The organism is Campylobacter cuniculorum DSM 23162 = LMG 24588 (assembly GCF_002104335.1).
Classification (GTDB): domain Bacteria; phylum Campylobacterota; class Campylobacteria; order Campylobacterales; family Campylobacteraceae; genus Campylobacter_D; species Campylobacter_D cuniculorum.
Genome location: NZ_CP020867.1, coordinates 971,959 through 995,262, shown reverse-complemented (window position 1 = coordinate 995,262; position 23,304 = coordinate 971,959). Strand labels below are relative to the sequence as shown.

The window sequence follows — 23,304 nt, the reverse complement described above, 5'->3', positions numbered from 1 at the left end:
AAGAATATTTTTTTTATAATTTAAATAAGAAATGAAAATTATCAATAAAGCACTTAAAAAGGCAAATTCAAAGCTTAAAATCATACTTAAATCAAGAAGCTTAAAGCTTAAAAATACTAAGTAAAAACACAAATGACAAAGACAGATTAAAAGCAAAAAAATTTTTTTTCCTCTCACTCATTCACTCTTTTTTTGAGTTTTCTTAACCAAAAGATCTCTTTTTTCAAATTCTTCATAGGATTTAACTTGAGCCTTGTAAGCTTTATAGACATTTAAAATTGCTGCAGCAACGCCCCAAAACACTCCCACCCAAAAAAGCCAAGGGTAGGGTGTGAATTTTTTCATCAAAATTCCAAGAGCTATGCCGATTAAAACTGCAACAACAATAGAAATTCCAAGACTTAATCCATCGGCTGCTTCGAGGCTTTTGCGAATGATTTTGCGTCTTTTTTCACTCATAGACTTTTAAAACTCTTATTTACAGCTTCTAAGGTTAGAGCTAGTGTTTCTTGATTCATTTTTGAACAAATGAAAGAAGTTTCAAATTGAGATGGAGCAAGATAAATCCCATTTTCTAACATTTTAGCGTGAAATTTAGCAAAAAGGCTTAAATCTGATTTTAAAGCGTCTTGATAATTTCTTACTTTTTTATCTGTAAAAAAATATCCAAACATAGAGCCAACATAGCGAGTTTTTAAAGGAATTCCCCTTTCTTTTGCAAGTGATTTCATACCTTTGCTAAGTTTTTTAGCGAGTTTTTCAAGCCTTATAAAGAGTTTAGGGTCATTTTTTGCTTGAGTGATGCTTGCAATTCCAGCTGCCATTGCAAGAGGATTTCCGCTTAGGGTTCCTGCTTGATACACTCCACCTTTTGGGCTTAAAAGATTCATAATTTCATCTCTTGAAGCAAAAGCTGCTGCAGGTAAGCCCCCGCCGATAACTTTACCAAAAGTTACAATATCGGCTTTGATTTGATTAATCCCAAAAGAACCTAAAAATGAAGCTCTAAAACCACTCATTACTTCATCGAAAATTAAAAGGGTTTGATTTTCTTTGCAAAGTTTTGCTAATTCTTCTAAGAATTTTTGCTTTGCAGGCACTAAGCCCATATTTCCAGCTATAGGTTCTATGATAACACAAGCAATATCCTTATGATTTTCAAACAAAATCTTAACGCTTTCTATATCATTATAAGTTGCCACTAAGGTTTGTTGAGCAAATTCATTCAACACGCCTAAAGAACTTGGAGTATTAAAAGTACTTGCTCCACTTCCCGCACTTACAAGCAAAGAATCCGAATGCCCATGATAACAACCCTCGAATTTAAGAATTTTATTTTTTTTTGTAAAGGCTCTTGCAAGGCGAATCGCACTCATCGTTGCTTCTGTCCCGCTATTTACAAAGCGAATTTTGCTAAGATGTGGAAAATTCTCTAATATCAATTTTGCAAGTTCAGTTTCAAGCAAAGTAGGAGCTCCAAAACTTGAACCATTTTTTAAAGCGTTTTTACAAGCTTTTTGTATCTTTTTATCACAATGCCCAAAAAGCAAAGGACCCCAACTTTGAACATAATCAATATAAGTCTTATTTTCTATGTCTGTAATGAATGCACCTTTGCCCTTAGCAATAAAAAGTGGATGACTTTGCACATTACTAAAGGCTCTAACAGGTGAATTCACGCCTCCGGCTATAAATTTGCAAGCTTCATCGAAAGCTTCTAAATTTGTCATTTTTTCTCCTTTTGTTGGTGAATATAATTATATAAAGCTACAATTTCATCATCGGTTAATGAATAATTTGGCATTATAGATTTTGAATCTTTGAATTGAGTCAGAGAATGTTTAAATTCTTTAAAGCTAAGATTTTGAATGTTTGGGACAATAAAAGAACGTTGAGTCCCATTTTGAATATAATGTCCTAAAATTTGCTCTGCTCCGTCTATTCCATGACAATTTTTACAACTAATACCTCTAGGATTTTCATAAAGCATTTTTGCATATTCTTTTGGAGTGATAAAATCAGCACTTAAAAGAGATGCAATGCTTAAAAAAAATACAAATATAAATTTCAAAATTTCTACCTTGTTAATGCAATTTTAATATGATACAATTTTTATTTTAAAAAAGTAATTAAAAAAAGGAAGATAATGATTTTGCTCGATGGCAAAGCTTTAAGTCAAAAAATTAAAGAAGAGATAAAGCATAAAAGTAAAGAGTTAAAAACCAAAGGAATTGAACCTTGTTTGGCTGTGATTTTAGTCGGCACAGACCCTGCAAGTGAAACTTATGTGAATAATAAAGCAAAAGCTTGTGAGCTTTGTGGGATTAAATCTTTAGTTTATAAACTTGATGAGAGTACAACTCAAAATGAGCTTTTAGCTCTTATTAACACACTCAATTACGATGATAGCGTTGATGGAATTTTAGTTCAACTTCCTTTGCCTAAACATATTAATAAGAATTTAATCCTTGAAAGCATTGCGAGTTCTAAAGATGTTGATGGTTTTCATCCTATTAATGTTGGGTATTTAAATTTAGGACTTGAAAGTGGGTTTTTACCTTGCACACCTTTGGGGGTGATGAAACTTTTAAAATCATACGATATAAAAATCGAAGGCTTGGATTGTGTCGTAATCGGTGCTTCAAATATAGTTGGAAGACCGATGGCAACTTTACTTTTAAACGCAGATGCAAGTGTGAGTGTGTGCCATATTAAAACAAGGGATTTAAATTTTTATACTCAAAAAGCTGATTTGATTATCAGTGCAACAGGTTGTGCTCATTTGCTTAAAGCTGATATGGTTAAAGAAGGGGTGATTGTTGTTGATGTGGGCATCACTCGTATAGGGAATTCTTTAGTCGGTGATGTAGATTTTAAAGAGGTTTCTAAGAAAGCAAGTTATATCACTCCTGTTCCGGGCGGGGTGGGACCTATGACTATTGCAATGCTTTTAGAAAATACTATAAAATCAGCTAAAAACAGACTTTCTAATTTTGCAACTTTCTAGGAAAAACTTATGAATTTCTTAAAAAAACTTTATCATTTTTCAAATTCTTGGGTAGGGACTATTATTATTGTTTTGCTTGTGATATTCTTTTTTATGCAGCCTTTTGTTATACCTTCGGGTTCTATGAAAAATACTTTACTTGTTGGGGATTTTTTATTTGCGAAAAAATTCTCCTACGGGATACCTATACCGCATATTCCTTGGGCTGAAATTCCTATTCTTCCGGATTTTAATAAAGATGGACATTTATTTAAAGGTGAGGGTCCTCAAAGGGGCGATATCGTTGTATTTAGAAATCCACGCAATGAAAAAATCCATTTTGTCAAACGTTGTGTTGGAATGGGTGGAGATAAAGTCGTTTATGCAAATAAGACTTTATATGTAAGAATGCACGAGGGCGATGATTTTATGCGGGCACATTATAAAAAAGAAGATTTGGCGATTCTTGGCAGTGAGCTTTATGTTAAAGAGCCTTATAAACAAAAAGGAATTCATTATGATGATAAAAAGGATATAGAAGAAGATATTTTAAGATATATCAATATACAAGATTTTGCGATGAATCCTGTGTATTTTGAGGAGCTTGGCAATCAGATAAGTCCAGCTGGTGGCAATGCTTATGAATTTGATGTTCCAGAAAATGAGTATTTTATGATGGGCGATAATAGAGATCATTCTTTTGATAGTCGTTTTTGGGGAAGTGTGCCTTATAAATTTATAGTGGGAGCTCCTTGGTTTGTGTATTTTTCTGTGGATAAAAATTATAATGTGCGTTGGCAAAGAATAGGACGTTTAAGCGATACTTTAGAAAATGATGAAAAATACATACTTGAAGAAGACGATGAGGATAGTTTAAGTTAAGACCCTCTCATTTGCTCTTCAAGAATTTTAAGAATTTTTGAAAAAACTTCTGAAATTTGTCCATTAAGCTGTTGAAGCTGTTCAAGAATTTGCATTTTTTGCTCTTCATTTGAAGTTTTTTCGAGTTTGGCTGTAAGCTTTTGCAATTGAGTGTAAAGCTCTTTCAAACGTTCATAAAGCAAACTCAACGAATCCTCATCTTCATTTTTACTTGAAGTCTGTGTTTCTTGAGCTTTTTGAGTGTATTTTTGTAAATTTTTTGCATAAGTATATGTGTTGATGTTATTTATTTCCATCATCTTAAATCCTTGCTAAAATTTTTAATAAAAAGTAAATCGGTATTTTTATAAAAAAACATTAGAGCGAATTTTAATTTTCGAATTTTAATTTTATAGAATTTTTAAATTTATACTTAAATTCACAAAACATTTGCATTTGTTTTTTTTTTTTTGATATAATTGTTCTCTTTTATTAATTTAGATGTTAAATCAATTAAAGGATAATTTATGATTTCTTTGCAAAACAATATCAAACAAGCAAATTATATAAAAAGAGCTCTATCTTTTTGGAATTTTGAATTAGCAGAACAGAGTTTAAAACAACTCAATGAAGAACAAAAAGGTTTAAAAGAATATTTTGAGTTTTTATTTGAAACAGGAAATTTTGAAAAATTTGATTTGAATGCACTTAAGGATTTAAATTTAAATGAAACTAAAATGGGGGGGGGCTTTAAACAAGAATTAGAAACCCTCCTTCAAAAAGATTATAAAGAACTTAAAATCAATGATTTTAGAATAGGATTAAGAGGTGCAATAGCTTGTTATCTTGTGAGAAAATATACACAGGAACAAAGATTAAATTTAGAATTAGCAAATTCTTTATTTGAAATCATCCTAAAAGAACCTTCCCTTTTAAGTAAAAGTTTTTTTATGAAAACAATAATAGATTATTTTAATGTTTTGGATGATAAAAATTTCTTTCAATGGCATAATATTGTAAAATATCTTTATTTATTACAAACTACATTAAATGGATATAAGACATCTGAATTTTACATAGAACTCGCTCATAGCCAACTCAAGAAAATCCTTAACCTAAACCCCAAACCAAAACAAAATCCTAAAATCGCAGTTTTAATCACAGGACAATTAAGAGGAGATTGGGAATATATACTTCAAAAAAATATTAAAAATCTTATAAAACCCTTGAATGCAGATATGTTTTTATTTTCTTGGGATGAAGTGGCTTTGTGGCCGGGTTTAAGGGGAACTAATACTTGGGTTTATAGAAATTTTCCTGTTCTTTGTTCAGCAGTACCTAAAGAATTGGAACTTAATAGTAATTTAATTAAAATTTTTCCAAATACTTTTGAAACACTCAAACAAGTAAAAAAAAGTAAAGAAGAACTTAAAAAATTAAAAAATTATGATTTTAAAGGGATTTTACTCGAAGACGATAAAAATTTTGAGAATAACTATGCAGAACTCTATCTTCACAAGATTGCTGCTAGAGAAAGTTATGGTTGGAATAAAGCTCTTAAACTTATGCAAGATTATGAAATGCAACATAATTTTAAGTATGATTATGTTTTTAGAATCCGTCCTGATAGAGAGCATAAAATTCCAGAAAAATATTGTTTAATAAAAGATAATGAAATTATGATAGATGGTGGTGTTTTAGGAGCTGGCGGTGAAGGAATTCTTGGACCAAGAGGAGCTATAATTAAATTTTTCAAACTTTTTCAATATGAAGAATTTAATTTTATTAATAATTATTGCAGATTCCTTGGAGGAATTCACGGGTTATATTATTTTTGGATGCTTTTTAATGGACTAAAAATGAATTATATAACTCGAATGACTTATACAGTTGATGAAAAACTAACCTTTCCCGACATTTCCAAAGAACTCCAACTTGATTTTGAAAAATTAAAACAAGATGGAGTGAGTGAGGAAAAGCTTAAGGATTATAGAGATTTTTTTGAACTTGTTTGTGAATATTATAAAATAGAACCTGAACAAAGACAAAATTGTATTTCTCAACATCCTTGCTTTTTAAGATTAAAAGAAAAGAAAGTAAAAATCAATTCACAGCAAAATAGTGGTGCTGTGCTTCGTGTTAAAAATCATCTTGCCTATAAGCTTGGAAATATAATGGTCAGTAATAATCCTAAAACATTTAAAGAATACAAAAATACAATTCTTAGACTCATTCAAGCTGCAAAAGAACATCAAATTCAACGCGAACAGCAAAAAGGCATAAAACTTCCTCCTTTAGAAACACTCAAAGATTATGAAGAAGCTTTAAAAATTAAAAATTATTTTTCTTATAGACTTGGTGAAGCTTTAATCAAAGCTTTTAAAAATATTTATTTTGGAGGAATGATTAAATTTTTCTTTTTTGATATAAAAAGGATTAAAAAAGAATTTCATAAAAAACAGTCTTAAAATTCAATCAAAAAAGCCCAGACAAGCTAAGCTTTTTTGTCGCAATATTTTGAAAAGATTCAAACTCTATATCGTCTGAAGATTAAAAAGCTTTAATTTAAAATACATACTAAAATAAAACAATTGATTTCAATGAAATTGATATTTAAATCTTATGAATGATGTTAAAGATTGATGAGAGCTTAAGCTTAAATGTTTGATTGAATAAAAACATAAGCTTTGCAATATCAGTTTTGATTGATATGTTAAAAGTTTTTTTGATTTTAAAAAATTAAAATTCATTTATAGGTTTAAAAAATTAAAAAGGATTTTCCTGCTCTGTTTCGTTTTTATCCCATTTTAAATCTGCTTTATCCAAAGAAGATTTTTGAAAAATTTTATAAAAATATTTAAATATCAATTCTAGTTTTTCCTCATCTTTTTCTTGTTTGAGTGTGATGAGGATTTGTTTTAAAAATTCTGTTGATTCTTCTGTTTTGAGAATTTTTAAGAATTTAAAGCTGTTTTTATCAAATAGAGTAAAAAGTTGTTTTTTAAGTGCTAAGCTAGGGTTTTGTATTTTATCCTGCTAACAAAGATTTGTTTTTAAGAGGGTTGAGTTTAAAAATTATAGGCTTGATTGTGTGAATGGGTTTGTTGGAGCGGGAAACGAGATTCGAACTCGCGACCCCAACCTTGGCAAGGTTGTGCTCTACCCCTGAGCTATTCCCGCAAATTAAAGATTCTGATTATACTTTATTTTAACAATAAAGTCAAAAATTTTAGCTTCAATTTTAAAAATTTAAAGTAAAATTAAGTTTAATTCTTCACCTTCTTTAAGTTCTGCCTGATTTTCATTACTAATCAATAAAAATTGACTTTGAATTAAAGGCTTTATCATACCAGAACCAAAGCGATTGTCGTTTGTAGGATAAAAAAGACCTTCTTTTAAATTTCCTAAAATGAAATTATTTCTTCCGCTTTTAAGTTTTAAAGTTTTTCCCATTTTAGCAAAAATTTTAAGCTCATTGTCTGAATTTCCGCACAAAAGCCTTAAAATTTTAAGCCCAAAAATAAAACAAGCCAAATAAGCTGCCATAGGATTTCCGGGTAAGATTAAGACATATTTTTCATTTTTTTCATAGAGTTTGGTTGGTCTTGCTGGTCTTGCTTTTATACCCTTAAAAAGTGCCTTAAATTCAAGTGAAATTAAAGCATTTTCCATAAAATCAGCTTCACCCACACTCGCACCGCCACTACAAAGCAAAAGATCAAAATTTTGCTTTTCTAAAGAATTTTTGGTTGAAATAAAATCATCTTTGATGATTCCAAGATAAGACACTTCGCAATTAGATTCAGAAAATAGGGCATTTAAAGCAAGAGCATTGACATTATAAATGTTTTCATCACTGCAAAATTCCCAAGCTTCTTTGAGTTCATCTCCACTTGAAAAAATGCCTATTTTTATTTTTCTAAAAACTTTAATTTTATATAAGCCTTGAGAAGATAAAAGTGCGATTTTTGCAGCAGTTAAATATTCGCCTTTTTTAAGAATGAGCTCATCTTTTTTCAACTCCTCACCTCTATAGCGATGAGCATTGTTTTGTTTGATTTCTTTAGAAATGATGAGCTTTTGATTCTGCAGTTTTTCATCTTCAAGCATCAAGATTGTATCAGCATTTTTGGGCATTTTTGCACCCGTCATTATTTTATAACATTCGTTTTTACCGAGCTCATAAGAATGAGTATCTCCAGCAAAAATTGTCCCTTTAATGCTTAAAGGCTCATCTTTATCCGCATAATTAAACGCATAACCATCCAAAGCGGCATTATCAAAACTCGGTAAATCTTTTCTTGCTTTTAAATCTTCATATAAAAATCTTCCTTTGGCGTATTCTAAAGAAACGAGTTCAAATTCATCTAAAGCTTTGATTTGCTTTTCTAAATCCATTAAGGTTTCAAAAACATTTTTCATTCTTCTAGCCTTGTTATTTTAGCCCCTAAAATTTTAAGCTTGTGTTCTAAATTCTCATAACCTCTATCCAAATGATAAATTCTATGCACGCGACTCGTTCCTTTTGCTGCAAGTGCAGCTAAAACAAGGGCTGATGAGGCTCTTAAATCTGTTGCCATAACATCAGCAGCATTGAGTTCTTTTCCACCTACTATGGTTGCAATATGTCCATTGAGTTTAATATCCGCACCCATTCTTAAAAGCTCACTCACATGCATAAAACGATTTTCAAACAATCTCTCATCAATAATGCTTGTGCCCTTTGCTTTCAAGGATAAAGCCATAAATTGTGCTTGCATATCGGTAGGAAAACCCGGATATTCGCTGGTAATAATCTCAACAGCCCTAATTTCTTTTGCAGGAAATAGGGTAATGCTGTCTTTTTGTATCAAACTTTCAAAACCCATTTGATTAAGCTTTGATAAAACGGCATTTAAATGATTTGGAATGACCTTTTCAATCGTGATTTGAGAATTTGTGATAGCTCCAGCACAAAGATAAGTTCCTGCTTCTATTCTATCTGGAATCACAGCAATCTTTTTAAATTCTAAAAGCTCTCCATTTGTTCCATAAATTTCAAGCTCATCGCTTCCTATACCTGAAATTTCAAGTCCAGCTTCTTTTAGAATTTCGCAAAGTTGCACGACTTCAGGCTCTTTAGCGACATTAATCAAACGCGTTTTGCCTTGAGCAAGGGCTGCTGCCATAATGATATTTTCACTGCCTGTAACGGTGATTTTATCAAAAATGATTTCTGCTCCCTTTAAATTCCCATTCGCAACCACATAACCTTGTTTAATCTGTATGTTTGCCCCCATTTTTTCAAGGGCTAAAAGATGTAAATCTATCGGTCTTTGCCCTATAGCACAGCCTCCCGGAAGTGAAACTTCGCAATTTTTAAATCTTGCTAAAAGAGGACCTAAGGTCAATATAGAAGCTCGCATTTTTCTAACAATATCATATTTAGCTATGGTTTTGTTTAAAGAACTTGTATCTAAGACTAAGTTGTGATTTTTAAATTCAGTTTTTGTGCCTAAATTCTGTAAAAGATGGATTAAAGTTTTAATATCAGCAACATTTGGGACATTAGAAATATTGACCTCATTCTTTGCTAAAATACTAGAAACAATCAAAGGTAAAGCAGCATTTTTCGCTCCGCTTATTTCTACTTTTCCACTAAGCTGATTCGCTCCTTCTATCTCTAAATAAGTCATATTTTCCTCACTAATTAAATTTCAATATATTTTTGATACAGATAAAACGATTTGTATATCAAAAAAACCGATGAGATAAATACTTTTTTAAATCAAGACAGCCATCAAATTTCAAAAATTTCTATGAAATTTTAAAAGCTAAAAAGCCTTTAAAATTTAAAAATTATTTATCACGCAAACCGAGTTCAGAGATGATTTTTGTGTAACTTTGATAGTTTTTTCTTTTAAGATAAGTTAAAAGTCTTTTTCTTTTTCCTACAAGTTTTAAAAGTCCTAAACGAGAAGAAAAATCTTTTTTATAAATTTTTAAATGCTCTGTAAGTTCCGAAATTCTTGTGCTTAAAAGTGCGATTTGAACCTCTGTTGAACCTGTATCTCCGGGTTTTCTAGCGAATTTCGCAACAATTTCTGCTTTTTTAGCCGAATCCAAAGCCATAATAGACCTCCTGATTGGTGAAATTAAAAGGCTGATTATAACTAAAAAAACAAAAACTAAACTGAAATTTATAAGTTTAGGCGGATTTTATTCTAAAATTATTGTAAAAGATTTTAAATTTATTCTTTGATTGTTAAGCTTTTTTGATTATAATTTTGGACTTATGATAATTAAAAATTTTAAGGAGATTGTGTGCTTTTAACTAAAGCGAGTGAATATGCCTTACTTTCTTTGATTTATATATCTCAAAAAGAAACACCGCAAGATGTAGATACTATGGCTTTTGAGCTTGACATTCCAAAAAGTTTTTTAGCAAAAATTTTGCAAACTTTAGCAAAAGATGGTTTGCTAAAATCTTTTAAGGGAGCTAAGGGAGGTTTTACTCTTATTAAAGAAGCTCATTGCTATACCATCAAAGAAATTATCAATAGTGCAGAAAAAAAAGATATTAATGTGTTTGAATGCAGTGGCGGAACTTGTCCAAGCAATAAAGAAAAATATTGCTCTTTGTTGCCGATTTTGGTTAATTTACAAAATAGAATTGATGATTTTTTAGAATCCATTACTTTAGCAGATATTATCAATAATGGCAAAGAATAAACTTGTTAATCTAGTTTTTCCCTTTTTAGGACCCTTAATTGCTCCTGTCATTAAGGCTAAAAGTCTTACTATTGTAGGTTTTATCGTTTGTATTTTAGCCATTATCATTGTGCCTTTGCCAAGTGCGATTTTGGATTTTTTTTTGGCACTAAGTATAGCTTTGTCGGTTTTAATCATCTTAATTTCAATTTATATTCCCAGACCTACAGATTTAACAACCTTCCCAACCTTAATTCTTATCATCACTCTTTTTAGACTTTCTTTAAATATTGCCACCACGCGTATGATTTTAAGTGAGGGGCAAAATGGACCCGATTCAGTGAGTGAAATTATCGCAGCATTTGGAGAATTTGTCGTTGGGGGTAATTATGTCATAGGTGTGATTGTCTTTTGTATTTTGGTTTTAATTAATTTTATGGTTGTAACTAAGGGCAGCACAAGAGTTTCTGAAGTCCAAGCCCGTTTTACTCTTGATGCAATGCCCGGTAAGCAAATGGCAATCGACGCGGATTTAAATGCTGGACTGATTGACGAAGAAACCGCAAGAGCAAGGAGGCAAGAGATTATTGCTGAAGCTAATTTTTATGGAGCTATGGATGGTTCGAGCAAATTCATCAAAGGTGATGCAGTTGCTGGGATTATCATCACTATCATCAATCTTATCGGGGGCTTTTTAATCGGCTCTTTTCAACATAATATGAGCTTGAGTGCAGCAGCAGAAACTTTTACGATTTTAACCATAGGCGATGGGCTTGTCTCGCAAATTCCCGGGCTTATCACTTCAACAGCAACAGCCATTATCATTACAAGAGCAAGCAAAGATGAGGAAAATTTCGCCGAAGGCACACTAAAACAGCTTTTAAGTGAATACAGAACCCTTTTGATTGTAGGCTTTGTGCTTTTTATTTTTGCTTTGGTGCCGGGTTTGCCGCATTTATCTTTAGGTTTTATGTCCCTTGTGTTTTTGTCTTTAGGTTATTTAACCAAGCAAGTTAAAGAAGGAAATATCGATATAAAAAGCCCTAGAAAATCCAAACCAGCAGCAACAAAGGGTGGAAGTGGCGGAGGCGTAGCCATGCCACCTGTTAAGAAGAGTGAAGAAGAAATCATCAAAGAAGAAGAGCATAAAATCAACGATATACTTAAGGTTGAAGTGCTTGAGCTTGAGCTTGGTTATGGGTTGATTAAACTTGCAGAATCTGAATTAACAGAACGCATTCGCTCTATGCGCCGTAGTATTGCACAAGAATTAGGATTTTTAATGCCAAAAATTAGAATTCGCGATAATTTAAAGCTTAAACCTAATGAATACAGCTTTAAACTCAAAGGTATTGCAATTGCAAATGCCGAAATTTATCCCGATAAATACTTGGCTATGGATAGTGGTTTTGTTACTGAAGAGATTGAAGGTATTGCGACAAAAGAACCTGCTTTTAATTCCGATGCGCTTTGGATTGATGCGAATTTAAAAGATGAAGCCACTTTAAATGGTTATATTGTTATAGACCCTGCAAGTGTGATTTCAACTCATATGAATGAACTTATAAAAACCCATGCTTCAGAACTTCTCACACGTCAAGAGGTTAGAAATCTTCTTGATAAGGTTAAAAATGATTATCCTATTATTGTTGAAAGTGCTTTAGCAGCTGTGCCTGAAAATATCATACAAAAAGTCCTTAAAGACTTGCTTAAACATCAAATTCCTATCAAAGATATGCTTACGATTTTAGAATCTATAAGTGATATTGGTGAGATTAGCAAAAGTTTTGATATGATTATTGAACATGTTAGGGCATCTTTAGCAAGAGTGATTACAAATATGTATTTAGATGATAAAGGAAATTTGGATATTTTCATTTTAGACCCTGCGAGTTCAGCTGTATTAATGGAAGCTGTGCAGTTTAGAGATGGTACTTATCATCTACCCTTAAGTGTTGCACAAACAGGGGTTTTAGTTGATACCCTAAAAGCTGAAGTCGCAGCTGTGGCAAATGGACGCATTAAACCTTTCATCCTTTGTGTAGAACCACAGCTTAGAAAATTCATTTCTAATATCTGTTTTAATTTTAATATTAATATTGTCGTTTTAAGCTTTGCAGAAATTGCAGAAAATACAAATTTCAATACAGAAGGTATCATTAAGATAGAATTTTAAGGAAAAATATGAAAATTTATCATTTATCCCATACGGATTTGGATGGTTATGCGTGTCAATATATTGTAAATTTTTATTTTAAGAATGTGGAATTTTATAATTCTAATTATGGTAAAGAAATTAATGAAAATTTCAATGCAATTTTAAATGACTTTGACACAAGCAAACCAGATAAAGCTATGATTCTCATCACGGATTTAAATTTAACTCTTGCACAATGTGATGAATTTGAAAAAGAATGCGAAAAAAGAGGGCTTAAAATTCTACTTCTTGATCATCATCAAAGCGGGGAAGAATGTATGCAAAAATACTCTTGGTATTTGCTTGATAGCTCAAGATGTGCTGCAAAAATTGTTTATGATTTTTTTTCAAAAATTTGCTCTTGTAATGAAGGACTTACTCAATTTGTTAATGTGGTCAATGCTGTGGATATTTGGCTTAAAGAAGATGAAAATTTTGAACTTGGAAAGGTTTTTTTGGGCTTGATTGCGAATGCTAAAGAAATCAATCGCGTGATGTTTAAGGATAAAAATATTTTATATATCTTTTTTTTATTCAATCACGCGAGAAAATTTATAGGCAAAGAAAATGCACACATTTTACTTGAAAATGCGGTGCATTTTATTAAAAAAGATTTTTTTTCTAAAGGAAAAGATGATACTTTATCAAATTTAATCTCGTTTTTCGTGGTTGAAAATTTAAGTGAAATTAAAAAAGATTTGATTTTGTATTATGAGGGATATAAAGGAATTCTTACTTCAAATATAGGCAATACTTCTGTTATAGGCAATGAATTCTTGCTGAAAAATCCTGAATTTGATTTTTTTATCGATGTAAGCTCACGCAAAACTTTGAGTTTTAGAGCAAATGGAAAGATTGATGTCAGTTTGATGGCAAAGAATCTTGTCGGCGGAGGAGGGCATAAAAATGCGAGTGGAGGATTTTTTAGTGCTTTTAAAGAGAGTGCGAATTATGCTTTTTTAAAGGCTCAAATTATTGATTTGATTAAAAGCAAAGAGATTAAAAAGGATAATGCAAATGCCACAACAACATAAAAGAGATTTACAAAATGAGCTTGAAGATTTAAGTTATGAGCTTAATATCGTGTTGGAAGCAATGCTTTTATACGCAGGAGCAAAAAGGGAGAAACTTGAAGACCTTGTCAGACTTTATATCGATAAAATAGATGAGATTTTAGAAAATTCCCAAAAAGAGGGCGTTGATGAGATTTTAGAAGTTGTGGAATACCTTAAAACGCATCATAATGAATTTTTTATCTCCTAAGTTTTTGAATTGAGAAATTTTTTAGAATTTTATTTTAAAGCAAAACTGATGAAGTCCTTAAGATGAATTGAAGGTGATAAATATTTCAAAGCTTTATTTTTAATTAAAATCATATCTTAGTGGAAATTTCAAGCCCGTCATTTAAAACCCAAACAAAAGCAAAAATTTAAAGGCATAAACTCATATTTTTTAAAGCAAAATGCAAATTGATTTAAAAAATTGATAAATCAATTGACTTTTTGATTAGAAATTTTATCTTGTTTTTAAAAAAGATTAAAAATTTTATCGTGCTAAAATATTTATTATTTTTTTAACTTCTCTTCATCCTGCTTAAAAGATTGAAAAAATGAAAAGATTTAAAAATTTCATTCTGCTGCAATACATAATGCAGGATTTAAAGAAAATGATAATTTTTTAATTTTCATCATTGTTTAAGGGTCAAGCTCTTAACAATTTAGATTTTATGAAAATCATAGGTTTTATTTTTTAATGCTTTGAAAAATTATAAATGAAATGAATCATTTTAATTGTGAATTCTTTTTTTATTTTTTCATTAGATGTTGAAATCATGAAAGCAAGGTTTTTAAAATCATCTTTGATTATCTCTTAAAACTATACTGCTATTTCTTTAATGAAATTCATAAGCTTCTTTGTGAATTCTTTTCATTAAAGCTAAAAAGATGTTTAGCTTTATTTTATAAAATTTATATGGTTTATGTTTTATAGAAAGATTGATTTTCTTTCTTTTATTGTTTTTATACCAGCATTGCATTAAAAATAAGAAAAAAGGATATTAAGCATTAAGAGGGGAAAATAAAAATTCATTGCCTTAGGATAAAATGCATTGAATTTCTTTTTTTAAATCAATTGTAATGTTTATTGCAATCACCCTTTTTTAACTTTGCTGTATTTATTTAAAGTATAATGTTCTTTTCTAAAGTTAAAAAGACTTAAAGTTAAAACTTAAATTTAAAACTTTAAATTCAAAAGAGTTTAAAGTCAAAAAAGTCTTTCAAAACTCATCATTTATCTTTAAGGGCATGGTTTATTTTTAAAGTTTATTAAGAAATGATTTAAACAATGCTTTCATTTAAAAAATTCAAGTTTAAACACAATAAAAAATTGCAAAAATATTTTTAATGTTAAAATTATCATAATTTTATAAAATTTTTAAGAATTTTTTTACCCTCTTCGCTCAACACAGCTTCTGGGTGAAATTGCAGACCATAAATAGGGTATTTTTTATGTTTTAAAGCCATAATAAATTTTTCTTTATTGTAAGCTAAAATTTTACAATTTTTAGGCAATTTCTTAACATATAAAGAATGATAAAGACAAATTCTTGGCTCTTTTTTTATCCCTTTAAAAAGCCTATTTTTTTTAAATTTTAAAAAAGAAGTTTTACCTTGCATAGGAGTTTTTAATTTTGCAATTTTACCACCAAAAGCATAAGCGATGCATTGATGCCCTAAACAAATTCCTAGAATTTTTTTCGTTTTTTTAAAATGCTTGATTGCTTTAATGCTAAGTTTTGATTCTTTGGGAGAATTTGGACCCGCAGAGATGATTAAATGAGAAAAATTAAAATCTTCAAGTTTTTCGACCTTTTTAAAACTATCATTTTTTATAATCTTACATTTATATCCTAATTCCTTAAAATAAAAAGCAAGAATATGCGTGAAAGAATCGTAATTATCAATCATTAAAATGCTTTTTTTCTCACTCTGTTTTTTCAAAAATTTAATCCTTCCTTAAGTTTAACCTTTTTTAAGCCTCTGACTGAATTGATACAATACAATTCTTCAGCATCAAATAAATCCTCTCTATAAAGTTTTTTCTCTTTTATGAGCTTCCTTTGAAGTAAAAATTGCCTATAAATTCCATTGAGCAAACCACTTTGCAAATCGGGTGTGAAAAATTCATCGTGTTTTTTTAAAACAAGATTACTCCTGCTTCCTTCGCAAAGTTCTCTTTTTTCATTAAAAAAAGCCACATCAAAGCAAAGATTTTGTTTGTAAAGATAACTTTGAGTCTCATAGAGTTTTCTTAAAGAGCTTTTATGAAATAGGGTGTCATTTTTTGAATCCAAGGTTTTTTCACTCAAAAGTAAAATATCGCTTGAATTTAAACCTAAATCAAAAACCTCAAATTCATAATTTCCATTTTTATAGAGCTTTAAACGCAAAATTTTCTTTTGATTAAAAGAAAATTCGTTAAAAGGATAAAAAAATGGATTATCTGATGCGTTGAAAAGCCTTTGATTAAGCTCCTTAAGACTAAGATTTTCAAATCTTTCTAAATGGTTTGTAAAATTAAGAATGTTTTGAAAATTTTTAGTGATTTTTTGAGTTTTAAAACCAAATTTTACAGCAGAATTAATGAGTCTTTGCAAATGTTTTTTAAAAAATAAAATATGCGAATTTTCAAAAAGCATCGTTTCAAAAAGATAAAAAGGGCAGGGTTTTAAAATCTTAGCCTTAAGTTTAAGTTCCTTAAATTCATCATTTTTATCAGAATCCCAAACAACGCCACTTCCAACGCTATATTTATATATCCCATCTCTTTTTTCTATGGTGCGAATGGCGACATTAAATTTGCTTTTATTTTTATAAATAAGTCCTATAACACCACAATACACACCTCTTTTTCTTTTTTCCAAATTTTCAATCAATTTTAAAGTCTCAATCTTTGGTGCTCCTGTGATTGAACCGCATGGAAATAGGGCTTTAAAAATCTCATAAAAATTTTGTTTATGCTTTAATTTTCCTTTTATTTTAGAAATCATTTGGTGTAAAGTAGGGTAGGATTTGACCTTAAAAAGCTTTGTTTTCATACTTTTTTTGCAAATCAGTTTTGAAATATCGTTTCTTAAAAGATCCACAATCATGACATTTTCACTTAAATTTTTTGAGTCTTTTTGTAAAAATTGTTTGTTTTTTCTGTCTGTATTTTTATTTTTACTTCTTGGAGCTGTGCCTTTCATAGGTTTTGTAATGATTTTTCTTTTGTGAATTTTAAAAAAAAGTTCAGGTGAAAAAGACAGAAGTTCTAAAAAATCGCTTTTTATATAGGCTTTAAGTGAAGTGTCTTGTCGCTTGAGTAAAAGATTAAATAAAGCAAAAGAATCAAGTTTTGTTTCAAATTCAAAACTCTGGGTTAAATTCACTTGATAACTTTGCCCTCTCGCAATGGCTTTTTTGACCTGTTTAAAATTTCTCTCATAGTTTTTTTTATCTAAAAAACTTAAAAATTCGGGTAAAAATTTATACTCATCGCATTGCAAAGCCTCAAATTTTTGTCTTTTTTTAAAGGCAAAAAAACACAAATAAGGCTCTTCGCTCTTGTAGTTTTTTTCTTCAAAATACTTGTAAAATTCGTATTGAATAAAGCCTAAAAAGAAAAATTTTTTTTTATATCTTTCTATTAATTTAAAAATTCTTTTACTTTGAGTTTTATTGTGAGCTTTAAGGGTGAATTGCAAATCATAATACAAAAATTTCCCAAAAACGCAAAAATCTTCATTTTTGATTGTCATTAAAATCCTTTGCAACCTCTGCAGCAAGTTTGAGTTTATCATTATCAAAATGCGTATAAATTCTCGAAGTATCCAAACTCGCATGACCTAGAGCTTCTTGGACTAAAAGCAAATCTTTTTGTTTTTTATAGAGTAGGGTGGCAAAGGTATGACGCAACATATGTGCTCCATTTTTTCTTTTGCGAATTCCTGCGTGAAAAAGGAGTTGTTCAACAATTCGGCTGATGTAAGATTGCGTGAGTGGTTTGCCTTTTTTATTGACAAAAAGTAAAGAATCTTGGCTTAAATAATTGATTTTTATATTTTTAAGTAAATTTTCAATCAATTCTTTTTTTATCATTACAACGCGATATTTATTGCCCTTAGCTCTAATTCTTATTGTATAAAGGTCATTTTCTTCGTTAATGTCTTTAAGTCTTATATGAATGGCTTCACTCACTCTAATTCCGGTGAAAATAATCAGTTTAATGATGAGCTGATTGCGTATTGTATTGCTTTTAAAATTTGTATTTTCAATTGTATATAAAAATTTTTTAAGCTCTTCTTCATTCATAAATTCAGGGAGTTTGACCCCTTTTTTACCGACTATTCCTGCCCAATTTTTAAGATTAATATCAAAAATATGCGATTTTTGATTTTCTTCATTTTGCTTATCTAAAAAATCAAAAAAATTAATCATAGCAACGCGGTAGTTTTTTTTGCTTGCATCAGATAAAGAGCCTGTAATACTTGCTAAAATTTCAATCACCAGCTCCTCATCAATTTGCTTCAAAGAATAAAGCTTATAAAAGCAAAGGTATTCAAAAAGTTTTTTTAAAGGATTAAAATAAGTATTCACGCCACTTAAACCAGAATTTCTTGCTTTTTTCACCAAAGAGTCTAGCTCGTGTATGTTTTTAACACCTTGAGCCAAAGCAAGATTTACAGAGCTTAGAATTTCAGGATTTTTTAATTCTTTATTTGAAAGGGAATTAAGCTTAAATTTTACATATTTTGCCAACCAAAATAAAAAAGATTTTTCAAAATTTTCTTCACAATCTAAGGGATATTTCATAAAAGCATTTTCCTAAAAAATAAAATCAATACCGAGATTGATATTTTAATATGGAATTTCTAAATAAAAGCTTTTTTTGAGAATCCATATTTTTATATAAATTTGTATTTTTTTTAAAATAAAATATTAAATTAAAATTTATTAAAACATAAAATAATATGATAAAAAGTAAAATTATTTAAATTTTATATTTTTGTATTGAAAACTATAATTTTCAAACTTTTTTATTTATACAAATTATACCACTCTCTCATCCAAATAAAATTCCTATTTTATAAGGATTTATTACATTTTACCTTTTGGGTATTTTTAATTTATCCATAAAATTTAATGTAAAATTTATAGTTTTTTATTTTGTATTTTAAAGCTGGGAAAGTCATTTGTCTATAAAAATTTAAATCTATTAAGTTTAATTTAATATTTATAAATTATCAAAAATATTAAATTATGATAAAAAATTAATAAAATTTTTCTACCCTATTTTTTAATTTTTTTCATTTAATTTTTTCATTTACGAGAATTTAATCAAATTTCTTATAAAATTCATGTTTTCTATATTAAAAATTTTCAAGGAAGATTCAATGTTTTTTAAAAAAATTTCAAAATTATTTTTGATATTCATTTGTTTTGCAAATTTTTCTTTTGCTAAAGATTTTATTGTGTTAGAAGATGGGTTTGATTCTAAGAACTCGCTGATAGAGCTTTTTTCTTATAAATGCATCCATTGTTACAATCATCATAAATTTGGAACTTTAAACAAGCTTAAAAAGGAATTGCCAAATCTTTCTTATAATCTTTATCCTATAAGTTTAGCAGATAAAAGATTCGGTAAAGAACTCAACGAGCTTTTTGCCTTTGCACAAGCTAAAGATATGCAAGAAAATAAAGATGCAAGTAGTGAAGATGGTTTTGTGCATAGACTTGCTGATTATTTATTTGTTTTGCATTTTGTCAAAAAGCAAGAAATTCAAAATTTAAACGAAATTGAACAAATCGCTTTAAATGTCTTAAATGTTTCTAAAAATGAGCTTGAAAATTTTCTGCAAAGCAACGAGGCTAAAAAAATTTTAGCAAATTATGAAAAAGCAAATGAGTTTGCCCAAATTTATGGTACTCCTACTTTTATAGTCAATGGCAAATATCAAATCAAACCGGAAGCTTTAAGTTCAATGCAAAATTTACTTAAAATTGTAAGTGAGTTGAGTAAAAACGAGTAAAATGAAGTTTAAAACAAGCCCGAAGATTAGAAATGATTTTTAAAATACAGCAAGAAAATAGGAAAATTTGGTTTTTTCTTATGCTTTTAACCTTAATTCCTGTATTGATTGCTCATTATTTTTTGCAAAATTATCTTTATATGCGACCTTGTGAGCAATGCGTTTATATCCGCTTTGATATGCTCCTTGTGAGTTTTGCAGCGTTTTTGGGCTTTTTAAATCCTAAAAATCGTTTTCTTAAATGCTTAGCTTTTATTTTTGCTTTTTATGGTTGTTATTTGGGTTTAAAACACAGCCTTATTTTAGAAAAAATTTACACACTCATCCAAAACGAAAATCCTTTCGGAGCTCTTACAACCTGCAAACAAATTCCTATTTTTCCTTTTAATCTGCCCTTGCATGAGTATTTTAGCGAATGGTTTATGCCAAGCGGAGAGTGTGGAGATGATAAAGCTTTTGTGCCTAAAGATACGCTTTTAAGTCCCTTGCAAGAATTTTTTATAGGACGTCCCCCCTCTTTTGACGATGGAATTTATTCAAAGGGTTGGCATCTCATTCCATATTTTGATTTTATCAATATGGCTGAAATTTGCTTTTTGATTTTTTTATTTTCTTTGATATGTTTTTTGTTTTTATTTGCGATTTTTATTGTGCAATTTAAGAAAATCGATAAGAAAATATGATATAATTTGTAGCACAATATTTTTTTAAGGTTGATTTTATATGAAAAATTTAAGCGTTGAAGAAAAAAGGGATTTAGAGCATTGTGTTTTTCAAGCTTTGGGCAAGAAAGAAGCTGGTTCATTTAAAATTTTCTTTCAATCTTTATTATTTAAAATCAAAAAGATTTTTCGCTTAAAATAGTTCTTTATATTAAAATTTTGTATCCTAGTAAAATTGAAAAATGAAAGCCAAAACTTCGTAAAAAATGCTAAAATTATCTTAAAAGATAAAAATCTTGAAGAACTTGAAAAAGAAAATCAAAAACTAAAACAAGAAATTGAAGTTTTAGAAAATTTATTAATTTAAGGAGTAAAAAAATGAAAAAAATTGCCTTACCTTTAGTCGCAGGAGTTGCATTGTTTTTCAATGCTTGTGGTAGTAATGATATGGAAGATACAGCTTTAAAAAGCAAAGAATATTATGAAGCACATTTAGATGAGGCAAAAGCTAAAGCAAAATGGTGTTTTGAAAAATTAGATATTCCTTACCCTAATAGTAAAAGTAAAAATGAGGTAGCTATGTCATTTAATAAAGCTCTTAATAAGCTAGAATTATATTCTAAAGATTTTATTGAAAAAGAAAATATTAATATGGATAAAATAAGAGGTATAGATATTTATAATTGCTATAGGGCAAGTTATGTTGTAGGGTTTGATACTGTGCGTCATTTATAATAATAAAGCAAAAGGAATTAAGGCAAAAGTAAAACTTCGTTAAATCCCCCTCACACCTCTTTAAAAAAATAATTCAAGCTTATTACCAAGTAAAGTAATAAGCTCATTATAATATAACAGAACAAAGCAAGACTTATAATGGCTATATTATCACTATTATGAATCAAATATTCAATTTGATTAGGCAATTTGTAATAATGTAAAATTAAATTTAAAGAAATTCCAAAGAAATTAAAACAAATAAATCATTTTCTAAAGACGATTAATCTTAAGATATTACAATTGAAAAATTGAAAATTTAAGGAGTAAAAAAATGAAAAAAATTGCTTTACCTTTAGTCGCAGGAGTTGCATTGTTTTTCAATGCTTGTGGTAGTAATGATATGGAAGATACAGCTTTAAAAAGCAAAAAATATTATGAAACACATTTAGATGAAGCTGAAAATAAATTAAAATGGTGTTTTGAAAAATTAGATACTCCCTATGATTTTAATATCAAAAATTTGGTTGAATTTGAAAACAAGTTAAGGAAAAAAGCTGATTCTTTTAGTTATTCAGAAAAAATCAACACAGATGAAATGAGAGGGATAGATATATATAATTGTAGGCAAGTTGGTTTATCTTTTAATGGAAAAAAATATTAATTTTTTACCCTGTCTTTTTGCGGATTTACTTTTTAAAGTCAATCCCTATTCTTACTTTGTATTTGGTAAATAAAAAAATTCTTTTCAAATATTTTTAAGAAAAACTTCTTATTATTTTATCCCCATTCTTACATTTTTTACAGCAAAACAATAAAAAACCTTTCCGCAAAAAGTCGCACTTTTTTAAAATTTTGATTTTAAATAAAATATTAAGTTTTATTAAAAAAATCAAAGGATAAAAAATGCCAAATGACAAAGACCTCGATTCCTATGAAGAATATACTCTTTATGATGATTATGAACTTTACAATTCCTATTCTAAAAACAACACAAACACCCAAGAAAAAGAGGAAGAGGAAAAATTTAAACAAATATTTATCGATAAAAATATTTGTTTAAATTTTAAGATTTAAAAGCTCTTGTGCTTGTTCTATTTTTTCTATTTTAAGAAAATCATTTAACAAAGTTAAAATTTCATCATCTTTTAATTCAAAAATCTTTTTTTGTATTAATTGAGGAAAATTCTTTTGTGCAAAAATTTTCTCCTCTTCACTAAGATTTTCAATGCCATTATTGAGGATTTTATTTCTAATTTTTTCTTTTTTATTATTCTCTTCATCTTCCTTAAGTTTTAATTCATCTTCAGCCCTTTTTTTAAGCATTTGAGTGATTTTAGCCTTATATTTTTCCCTGAATTTTTCATCATTTAAAAGAAATTCTAAAATTTTATTTTCATCTAAAATTTTTCTTGCTAAATCACCTAAATTTTTATCCGCCCTACCCTTACTCGCCTGTTCATAATTAATCACGCCATCAAAATCATCATCAAGTTTTATACTTTCATTAAGAGCGAGATTGAGTGTCGTGGTTTTGAAATTTTCACTATCTTTTAAGTGTGCATATTGATTTAATCCTGCAAATTTAAAATTAAAAACACCTTCATCAATGCAAAGAAAAAATTGTTTAGGATTAAAATCTTGCCTTAAATTTAATGCCTCTTCTTGATTGATGAAACCATCTTGATTTTCATCTGCTTTGATATAGTTTCTCCTCATTGCTATATCTTTATACCACCCTGAAACAAAGGCTGCACTCTCTCCATGTAATAAAAAAGAATTATCATCTCTCGCAAGAATATCATCAAATTTTTTCTCTAAAATAGCTATAGAATTAAAACTCAATTTAACTTTATAAATTTTATTATCCAAATCGCTAAAATATACATCAACAAGTCCCTTTTCTAATTCATTTAAGATTTTTGTATTGTTTAAATTCTGTGGAGTTTTTTCATTTGCACTAGAATTTAAAGCTTGAGCCTGTGTTTTAAAAGCAGAAATTCTTTTTTCAAAATCAAGTAATTCCTCTGCATTCATTTTCTTTGAAACACTATAAGAAGAATGATACACAACTTGATTAAGTAAAGCTTGAGCATTAATTTTAATAAGCATTATTGTATAAGAC

The 23,304-nt window shown here is 29.0% G+C and carries 25 protein-coding genes and 1 tRNA gene; 14 read left to right on the top strand and 12 right to left on the bottom strand.

What is annotated here, in order from left to right:
• Positions 1 to 177 precede the first annotated feature (177 nt).
• From CCUN_RS04975 to CCUN_RS04965, 3 genes are read right to left on the bottom strand one after another with little or no spacing between them, the layout of a single operon-like run.
• The gene (locus tag CCUN_RS04975; protein ID WP_027306052.1) at positions 178 to 459 is read right to left on the bottom strand and encodes an AtpZ/AtpI family protein; all 282 of its coding nucleotides are present in this window, start codon (positions 457 to 459) and stop codon (positions 178 to 180) included.
• A complete protein-coding gene (hemL, locus tag CCUN_RS04970; protein WP_027306053.1) occupies positions 456 to 1,730 on the bottom strand; it encodes a glutamate-1-semialdehyde 2,1-aminomutase in 1,275 nt (424 codons plus the stop codon). Before hemL ends, CCUN_RS04975 begins: the two co-directional genes overlap by 4 nt.
• Positions 1,727 to 2,071: a c-type cytochrome gene (locus CCUN_RS04965; RefSeq protein ID WP_027306054.1), complete on the bottom strand. Its 345-nt coding sequence runs from the start codon at positions 2,069 to 2,071 to the stop codon at positions 1,727 to 1,729. Before CCUN_RS04965 ends, hemL begins: the two co-directional genes overlap by 4 nt.
• Before the next feature lie 75 nt (positions 2,072 to 2,146).
• On the opposite strand from CCUN_RS04965, the gene folD reads away from it, so the two are divergent.
• Together folD and lepB are read left to right on the top strand one after the other, a co-directional pair.
• Entirely contained in the window at positions 2,147 to 3,007 is an 861-nt protein-coding gene (gene folD / locus CCUN_RS04960) for a bifunctional methylenetetrahydrofolate dehydrogenase/methenyltetrahydrofolate cyclohydrolase FolD (RefSeq protein ID WP_027306055.1), read from the top strand.
• A gap of 9 nt (positions 3,008 to 3,016) precedes the next feature.
• The gene (lepB, locus tag CCUN_RS04955; protein ID WP_027306056.1) at positions 3,017 to 3,868 is read left to right on the top strand and encodes a signal peptidase I; all 852 of its coding nucleotides are present in this window, start codon (positions 3,017 to 3,019) and stop codon (positions 3,866 to 3,868) included.
• Here the strand turns inward: lepB and CCUN_RS04950 are convergent.
• On the bottom strand, positions 3,865 to 4,167 hold the full coding sequence (locus CCUN_RS04950; RefSeq protein WP_027306057.1) for a hypothetical protein: 303 nt from the start codon (positions 4,165 to 4,167) through the stop codon (positions 3,865 to 3,867). The genes lepB and CCUN_RS04950 overlap by 4 nt on opposite strands.
• Before the next feature lie 207 nt (positions 4,168 to 4,374).
• Here CCUN_RS04950 and CCUN_RS04945 point away from each other — a divergent pair, with 207 nt between their 5' ends.
• Positions 4,375 to 6,315 (top strand): hypothetical protein, encoded by a 1,941-nt coding sequence (locus CCUN_RS04945; protein ID WP_085296641.1) that lies wholly within the window; start codon positions 4,375 to 4,377, stop codon positions 6,313 to 6,315.
• Between the two features lie 637 nt (positions 6,316 to 6,952).
• Here the strand turns inward: CCUN_RS04945 and CCUN_RS04940 are convergent.
• The 4 genes from CCUN_RS04940 to rpsO all read right to left on the bottom strand — a co-directional run bounded on the left by CCUN_RS04940 (position 6,953) and on the right by rpsO (position 9,958).
• Positions 6,953 to 7,027: transfer RNA gene (locus tag CCUN_RS04940), tRNA-Gly, on the bottom strand.
• A gap of 69 nt (positions 7,028 to 7,096) precedes the next feature.
• A complete protein-coding gene (locus CCUN_RS04935) occupies positions 7,097 to 8,269 on the bottom strand; it encodes a molybdopterin molybdotransferase MoeA (protein WP_027306377.1) in 1,173 nt (390 codons plus the stop codon).
• Positions 8,266 to 9,522, bottom strand: a complete 1,257-nt coding sequence (gene murA / locus CCUN_RS04930) for a UDP-N-acetylglucosamine 1-carboxyvinyltransferase (protein ID WP_027306378.1) — start codon at positions 9,520 to 9,522, stop codon at positions 8,266 to 8,268. The genes CCUN_RS04935 and murA overlap by 4 nt, the downstream gene beginning before the upstream one ends.
• Positions 9,523 to 9,685: 163 nt before the next feature.
• Positions 9,686 to 9,958 (bottom strand): 30S ribosomal protein S15, encoded by a 273-nt coding sequence (rpsO, locus tag CCUN_RS04925; protein ID WP_027306379.1) that lies wholly within the window; start codon positions 9,956 to 9,958, stop codon positions 9,686 to 9,688.
• Between the two features lie 192 nt (positions 9,959 to 10,150).
• On the opposite strand from rpsO, the gene CCUN_RS04920 reads away from it, so the two are divergent.
• Genes CCUN_RS04920 through CCUN_RS04905 form a run of 4 tightly spaced genes read left to right on the top strand, consistent with a single transcriptional unit; the run spans position 10,151 to position 13,997 of the window.
• Positions 10,151 to 10,558 carry an Rrf2 family transcriptional regulator gene (locus tag CCUN_RS04920; RefSeq protein WP_027306380.1) on the top strand — a complete coding sequence of 136 codons (408 nt, stop codon included), beginning with the start codon at positions 10,151 to 10,153 and terminating at the stop codon, positions 10,556 to 10,558.
• Positions 10,545 to 12,713 carry a flagellar biosynthesis protein FlhA gene (gene flhA / locus CCUN_RS04915; RefSeq protein ID WP_027306381.1) on the top strand — a complete coding sequence of 723 codons (2,169 nt, stop codon included), beginning with the start codon at positions 10,545 to 10,547 and terminating at the stop codon, positions 12,711 to 12,713. The genes CCUN_RS04920 and flhA overlap by 14 nt, the downstream gene beginning before the upstream one ends.
• Before the next feature lie 8 nt (positions 12,714 to 12,721).
• Positions 12,722 to 13,768 carry a DHH family phosphoesterase gene (locus tag CCUN_RS04910; protein WP_027306382.1) on the top strand — a complete coding sequence of 349 codons (1,047 nt, stop codon included), beginning with the start codon at positions 12,722 to 12,724 and terminating at the stop codon, positions 13,766 to 13,768.
• On the top strand, positions 13,752 to 13,997 hold the full coding sequence (locus tag CCUN_RS04905) for a hypothetical protein (protein WP_027306383.1): 246 nt from the start codon (positions 13,752 to 13,754) through the stop codon (positions 13,995 to 13,997). The genes CCUN_RS04910 and CCUN_RS04905 overlap by 17 nt, the downstream gene beginning before the upstream one ends.
• Positions 13,998 to 15,148: 1,151 nt before the next feature.
• On the opposite strand, the gene CCUN_RS04900 is transcribed toward CCUN_RS04905, so the two are convergent.
• The 3 genes from CCUN_RS04900 to CCUN_RS04890 are packed head-to-tail and all read right to left on the bottom strand — an operon-like array spanning position 15,149 to position 18,586.
• Positions 15,149 to 15,700 carry an anthranilate synthase component II gene (locus CCUN_RS04900; protein WP_051521759.1) on the bottom strand — a complete coding sequence of 184 codons (552 nt, stop codon included), beginning with the start codon at positions 15,698 to 15,700 and terminating at the stop codon, positions 15,149 to 15,151.
• Positions 15,701 to 15,729: 29 nt separating this feature from the next.
• A complete protein-coding gene (locus tag CCUN_RS04895; protein ID WP_027306385.1) occupies positions 15,730 to 17,532 on the bottom strand; it encodes a bifunctional chorismate-binding protein/class IV aminotransferase in 1,803 nt (600 codons plus the stop codon).
• The gene (locus CCUN_RS04890; RefSeq protein ID WP_027306386.1) at positions 17,516 to 18,586 is read right to left on the bottom strand and encodes a tyrosine-type recombinase/integrase; all 1,071 of its coding nucleotides are present in this window, start codon (positions 18,584 to 18,586) and stop codon (positions 17,516 to 17,518) included. The genes CCUN_RS04895 and CCUN_RS04890 overlap by 17 nt, the downstream gene beginning before the upstream one ends.
• A gap of 581 nt (positions 18,587 to 19,167) precedes the next feature.
• On the opposite strand from CCUN_RS04890, the gene CCUN_RS04885 reads away from it, so the two are divergent.
• From CCUN_RS04885 to CCUN_RS09775, 7 genes are all read left to right on the top strand, one after another.
• Entirely contained in the window at positions 19,168 to 19,803 is a 636-nt protein-coding gene (locus CCUN_RS04885) for a DsbA family protein (protein ID WP_035175996.1), read from the top strand.
• Positions 19,804 to 19,835: 32 nt separating this feature from the next.
• Positions 19,836 to 20,486 (top strand): protein-disulfide oxidoreductase DsbI, encoded by a 651-nt coding sequence (dsbI, locus tag CCUN_RS04880; protein ID WP_051521750.1) that lies wholly within the window; start codon positions 19,836 to 19,838, stop codon positions 20,484 to 20,486.
• A gap of 40 nt (positions 20,487 to 20,526) precedes the next feature.
• Positions 20,527 to 20,667, top strand: coding sequence for a hypothetical protein (locus CCUN_RS09780; RefSeq protein WP_088245187.1), 141 nt, complete (start codon positions 20,527 to 20,529; stop codon positions 20,665 to 20,667).
• 33 nt (positions 20,668 to 20,700) lie between these two features.
• Positions 20,701 to 20,832 carry a hypothetical protein gene (locus tag CCUN_RS10160; RefSeq protein WP_269474139.1) on the top strand — a complete coding sequence of 44 codons (132 nt, stop codon included), beginning with the start codon at positions 20,701 to 20,703 and terminating at the stop codon, positions 20,830 to 20,832.
• An 11-nt stretch (positions 20,833 to 20,843) separates the two neighbouring features.
• A complete protein-coding gene (locus tag CCUN_RS04875; protein ID WP_027306388.1) occupies positions 20,844 to 21,200 on the top strand; it encodes a hypothetical protein in 357 nt (118 codons plus the stop codon).
• A gap of 313 nt (positions 21,201 to 21,513) precedes the next feature.
• The gene (locus CCUN_RS04870) at positions 21,514 to 21,843 is read left to right on the top strand and encodes a hypothetical protein (RefSeq protein ID WP_027306389.1); all 330 of its coding nucleotides are present in this window, start codon (positions 21,514 to 21,516) and stop codon (positions 21,841 to 21,843) included.
• 242 nt (positions 21,844 to 22,085) lie between these two features.
• A complete protein-coding gene (locus CCUN_RS09775; protein ID WP_157258380.1) occupies positions 22,086 to 22,256 on the top strand; it encodes a hypothetical protein in 171 nt (56 codons plus the stop codon).
• Here CCUN_RS09775 and CCUN_RS04865 read toward each other — a convergent pair.
• A complete protein-coding gene (locus tag CCUN_RS04865; RefSeq protein ID WP_027306390.1) occupies positions 22,239 to 23,291 on the bottom strand; it encodes a hypothetical protein in 1,053 nt (350 codons plus the stop codon). The genes CCUN_RS09775 and CCUN_RS04865 overlap by 18 nt on opposite strands.
• Positions 23,292 to 23,304 lie beyond the last annotated feature (13 nt).

Excerpts from the sequence above, each read along its gene's own strand:
- CCUN_RS04975 (WP_027306052.1), bottom strand. The coding sequence starts at position 459 with ATGAGTGAAAAAAGACGCAAAATCATTCGCAAAAGCCTCGAAGCAGCC.
- hemL (WP_027306053.1), bottom strand. The coding sequence starts at position 1,730 with ATGACAAATTTAGAAGCTTTCGATGAAGCTTGCAAATTTATAGCCGGA.
- folD (WP_027306055.1), top strand. The coding sequence starts at position 2,147 with ATGATTTTGCTCGATGGCAAAGCTTTAAGTCAAAAAATTAAAGAAGAG.
- lepB (WP_027306056.1), top strand. The coding sequence starts at position 3,017 with ATGAATTTCTTAAAAAAACTTTATCATTTTTCAAATTCTTGGGTAGGG.
- CCUN_RS04950 (WP_027306057.1), bottom strand. The coding sequence starts at position 4,167 with ATGATGGAAATAAATAACATCAACACATATACTTATGCAAAAAATTTA.
- CCUN_RS04945 (WP_085296641.1), top strand. The coding sequence starts at position 4,375 with ATGATTTCTTTGCAAAACAATATCAAACAAGCAAATTATATAAAAAGA.
- CCUN_RS04935 (WP_027306377.1), bottom strand. The coding sequence starts at position 8,269 with ATGAAAAATGTTTTTGAAACCTTAATGGATTTAGAAAAGCAAATCAAA.
- murA (WP_027306378.1), bottom strand. The coding sequence starts at position 9,522 with ATGACTTATTTAGAGATAGAAGGAGCGAATCAGCTTAGTGGAAAAGTA.
- rpsO (WP_027306379.1), bottom strand. The coding sequence starts at position 9,958 with ATGGCTTTGGATTCGGCTAAAAAAGCAGAAATTGTTGCGAAATTCGCT.
- flhA (WP_027306381.1), top strand. The coding sequence starts at position 10,545 with ATGGCAAAGAATAAACTTGTTAATCTAGTTTTTCCCTTTTTAGGACCC.
- CCUN_RS04910 (WP_027306382.1), top strand. The coding sequence starts at position 12,722 with ATGAAAATTTATCATTTATCCCATACGGATTTGGATGGTTATGCGTGT.
- CCUN_RS04905 (WP_027306383.1), top strand. The coding sequence starts at position 13,752 with ATGCCACAACAACATAAAAGAGATTTACAAAATGAGCTTGAAGATTTA.
- CCUN_RS04900 (WP_051521759.1), bottom strand. The coding sequence starts at position 15,700 with ATGATTGATAATTACGATTCTTTCACGCATATTCTTGCTTTTTATTTT.
- CCUN_RS04895 (WP_027306385.1), bottom strand. The coding sequence starts at position 17,532 with ATGACAATCAAAAATGAAGATTTTTGCGTTTTTGGGAAATTTTTGTAT.
- CCUN_RS04890 (WP_027306386.1), bottom strand. The coding sequence starts at position 18,586 with ATGAAATATCCCTTAGATTGTGAAGAAAATTTTGAAAAATCTTTTTTA.
- CCUN_RS04885 (WP_035175996.1), top strand. The coding sequence starts at position 19,168 with ATGTTTTTTAAAAAAATTTCAAAATTATTTTTGATATTCATTTGTTTT.
- dsbI (WP_051521750.1), top strand. The coding sequence starts at position 19,836 with ATGATTTTTAAAATACAGCAAGAAAATAGGAAAATTTGGTTTTTTCTT.
- CCUN_RS09780 (WP_088245187.1), top strand. The coding sequence starts at position 20,527 with ATGAAAAATTTAAGCGTTGAAGAAAAAAGGGATTTAGAGCATTGTGTT.
- CCUN_RS04875 (WP_027306388.1), top strand. The coding sequence starts at position 20,844 with ATGAAAAAAATTGCCTTACCTTTAGTCGCAGGAGTTGCATTGTTTTTC.
- CCUN_RS04870 (WP_027306389.1), top strand. The coding sequence starts at position 21,514 with ATGAAAAAAATTGCTTTACCTTTAGTCGCAGGAGTTGCATTGTTTTTC.
- CCUN_RS09775 (WP_157258380.1), top strand. The coding sequence starts at position 22,086 with ATGCCAAATGACAAAGACCTCGATTCCTATGAAGAATATACTCTTTAT.
- CCUN_RS04865 (WP_027306390.1), bottom strand. The coding sequence starts at position 23,291 with ATGCTTATTAAAATTAATGCTCAAGCTTTACTTAATCAAGTTGTGTAT.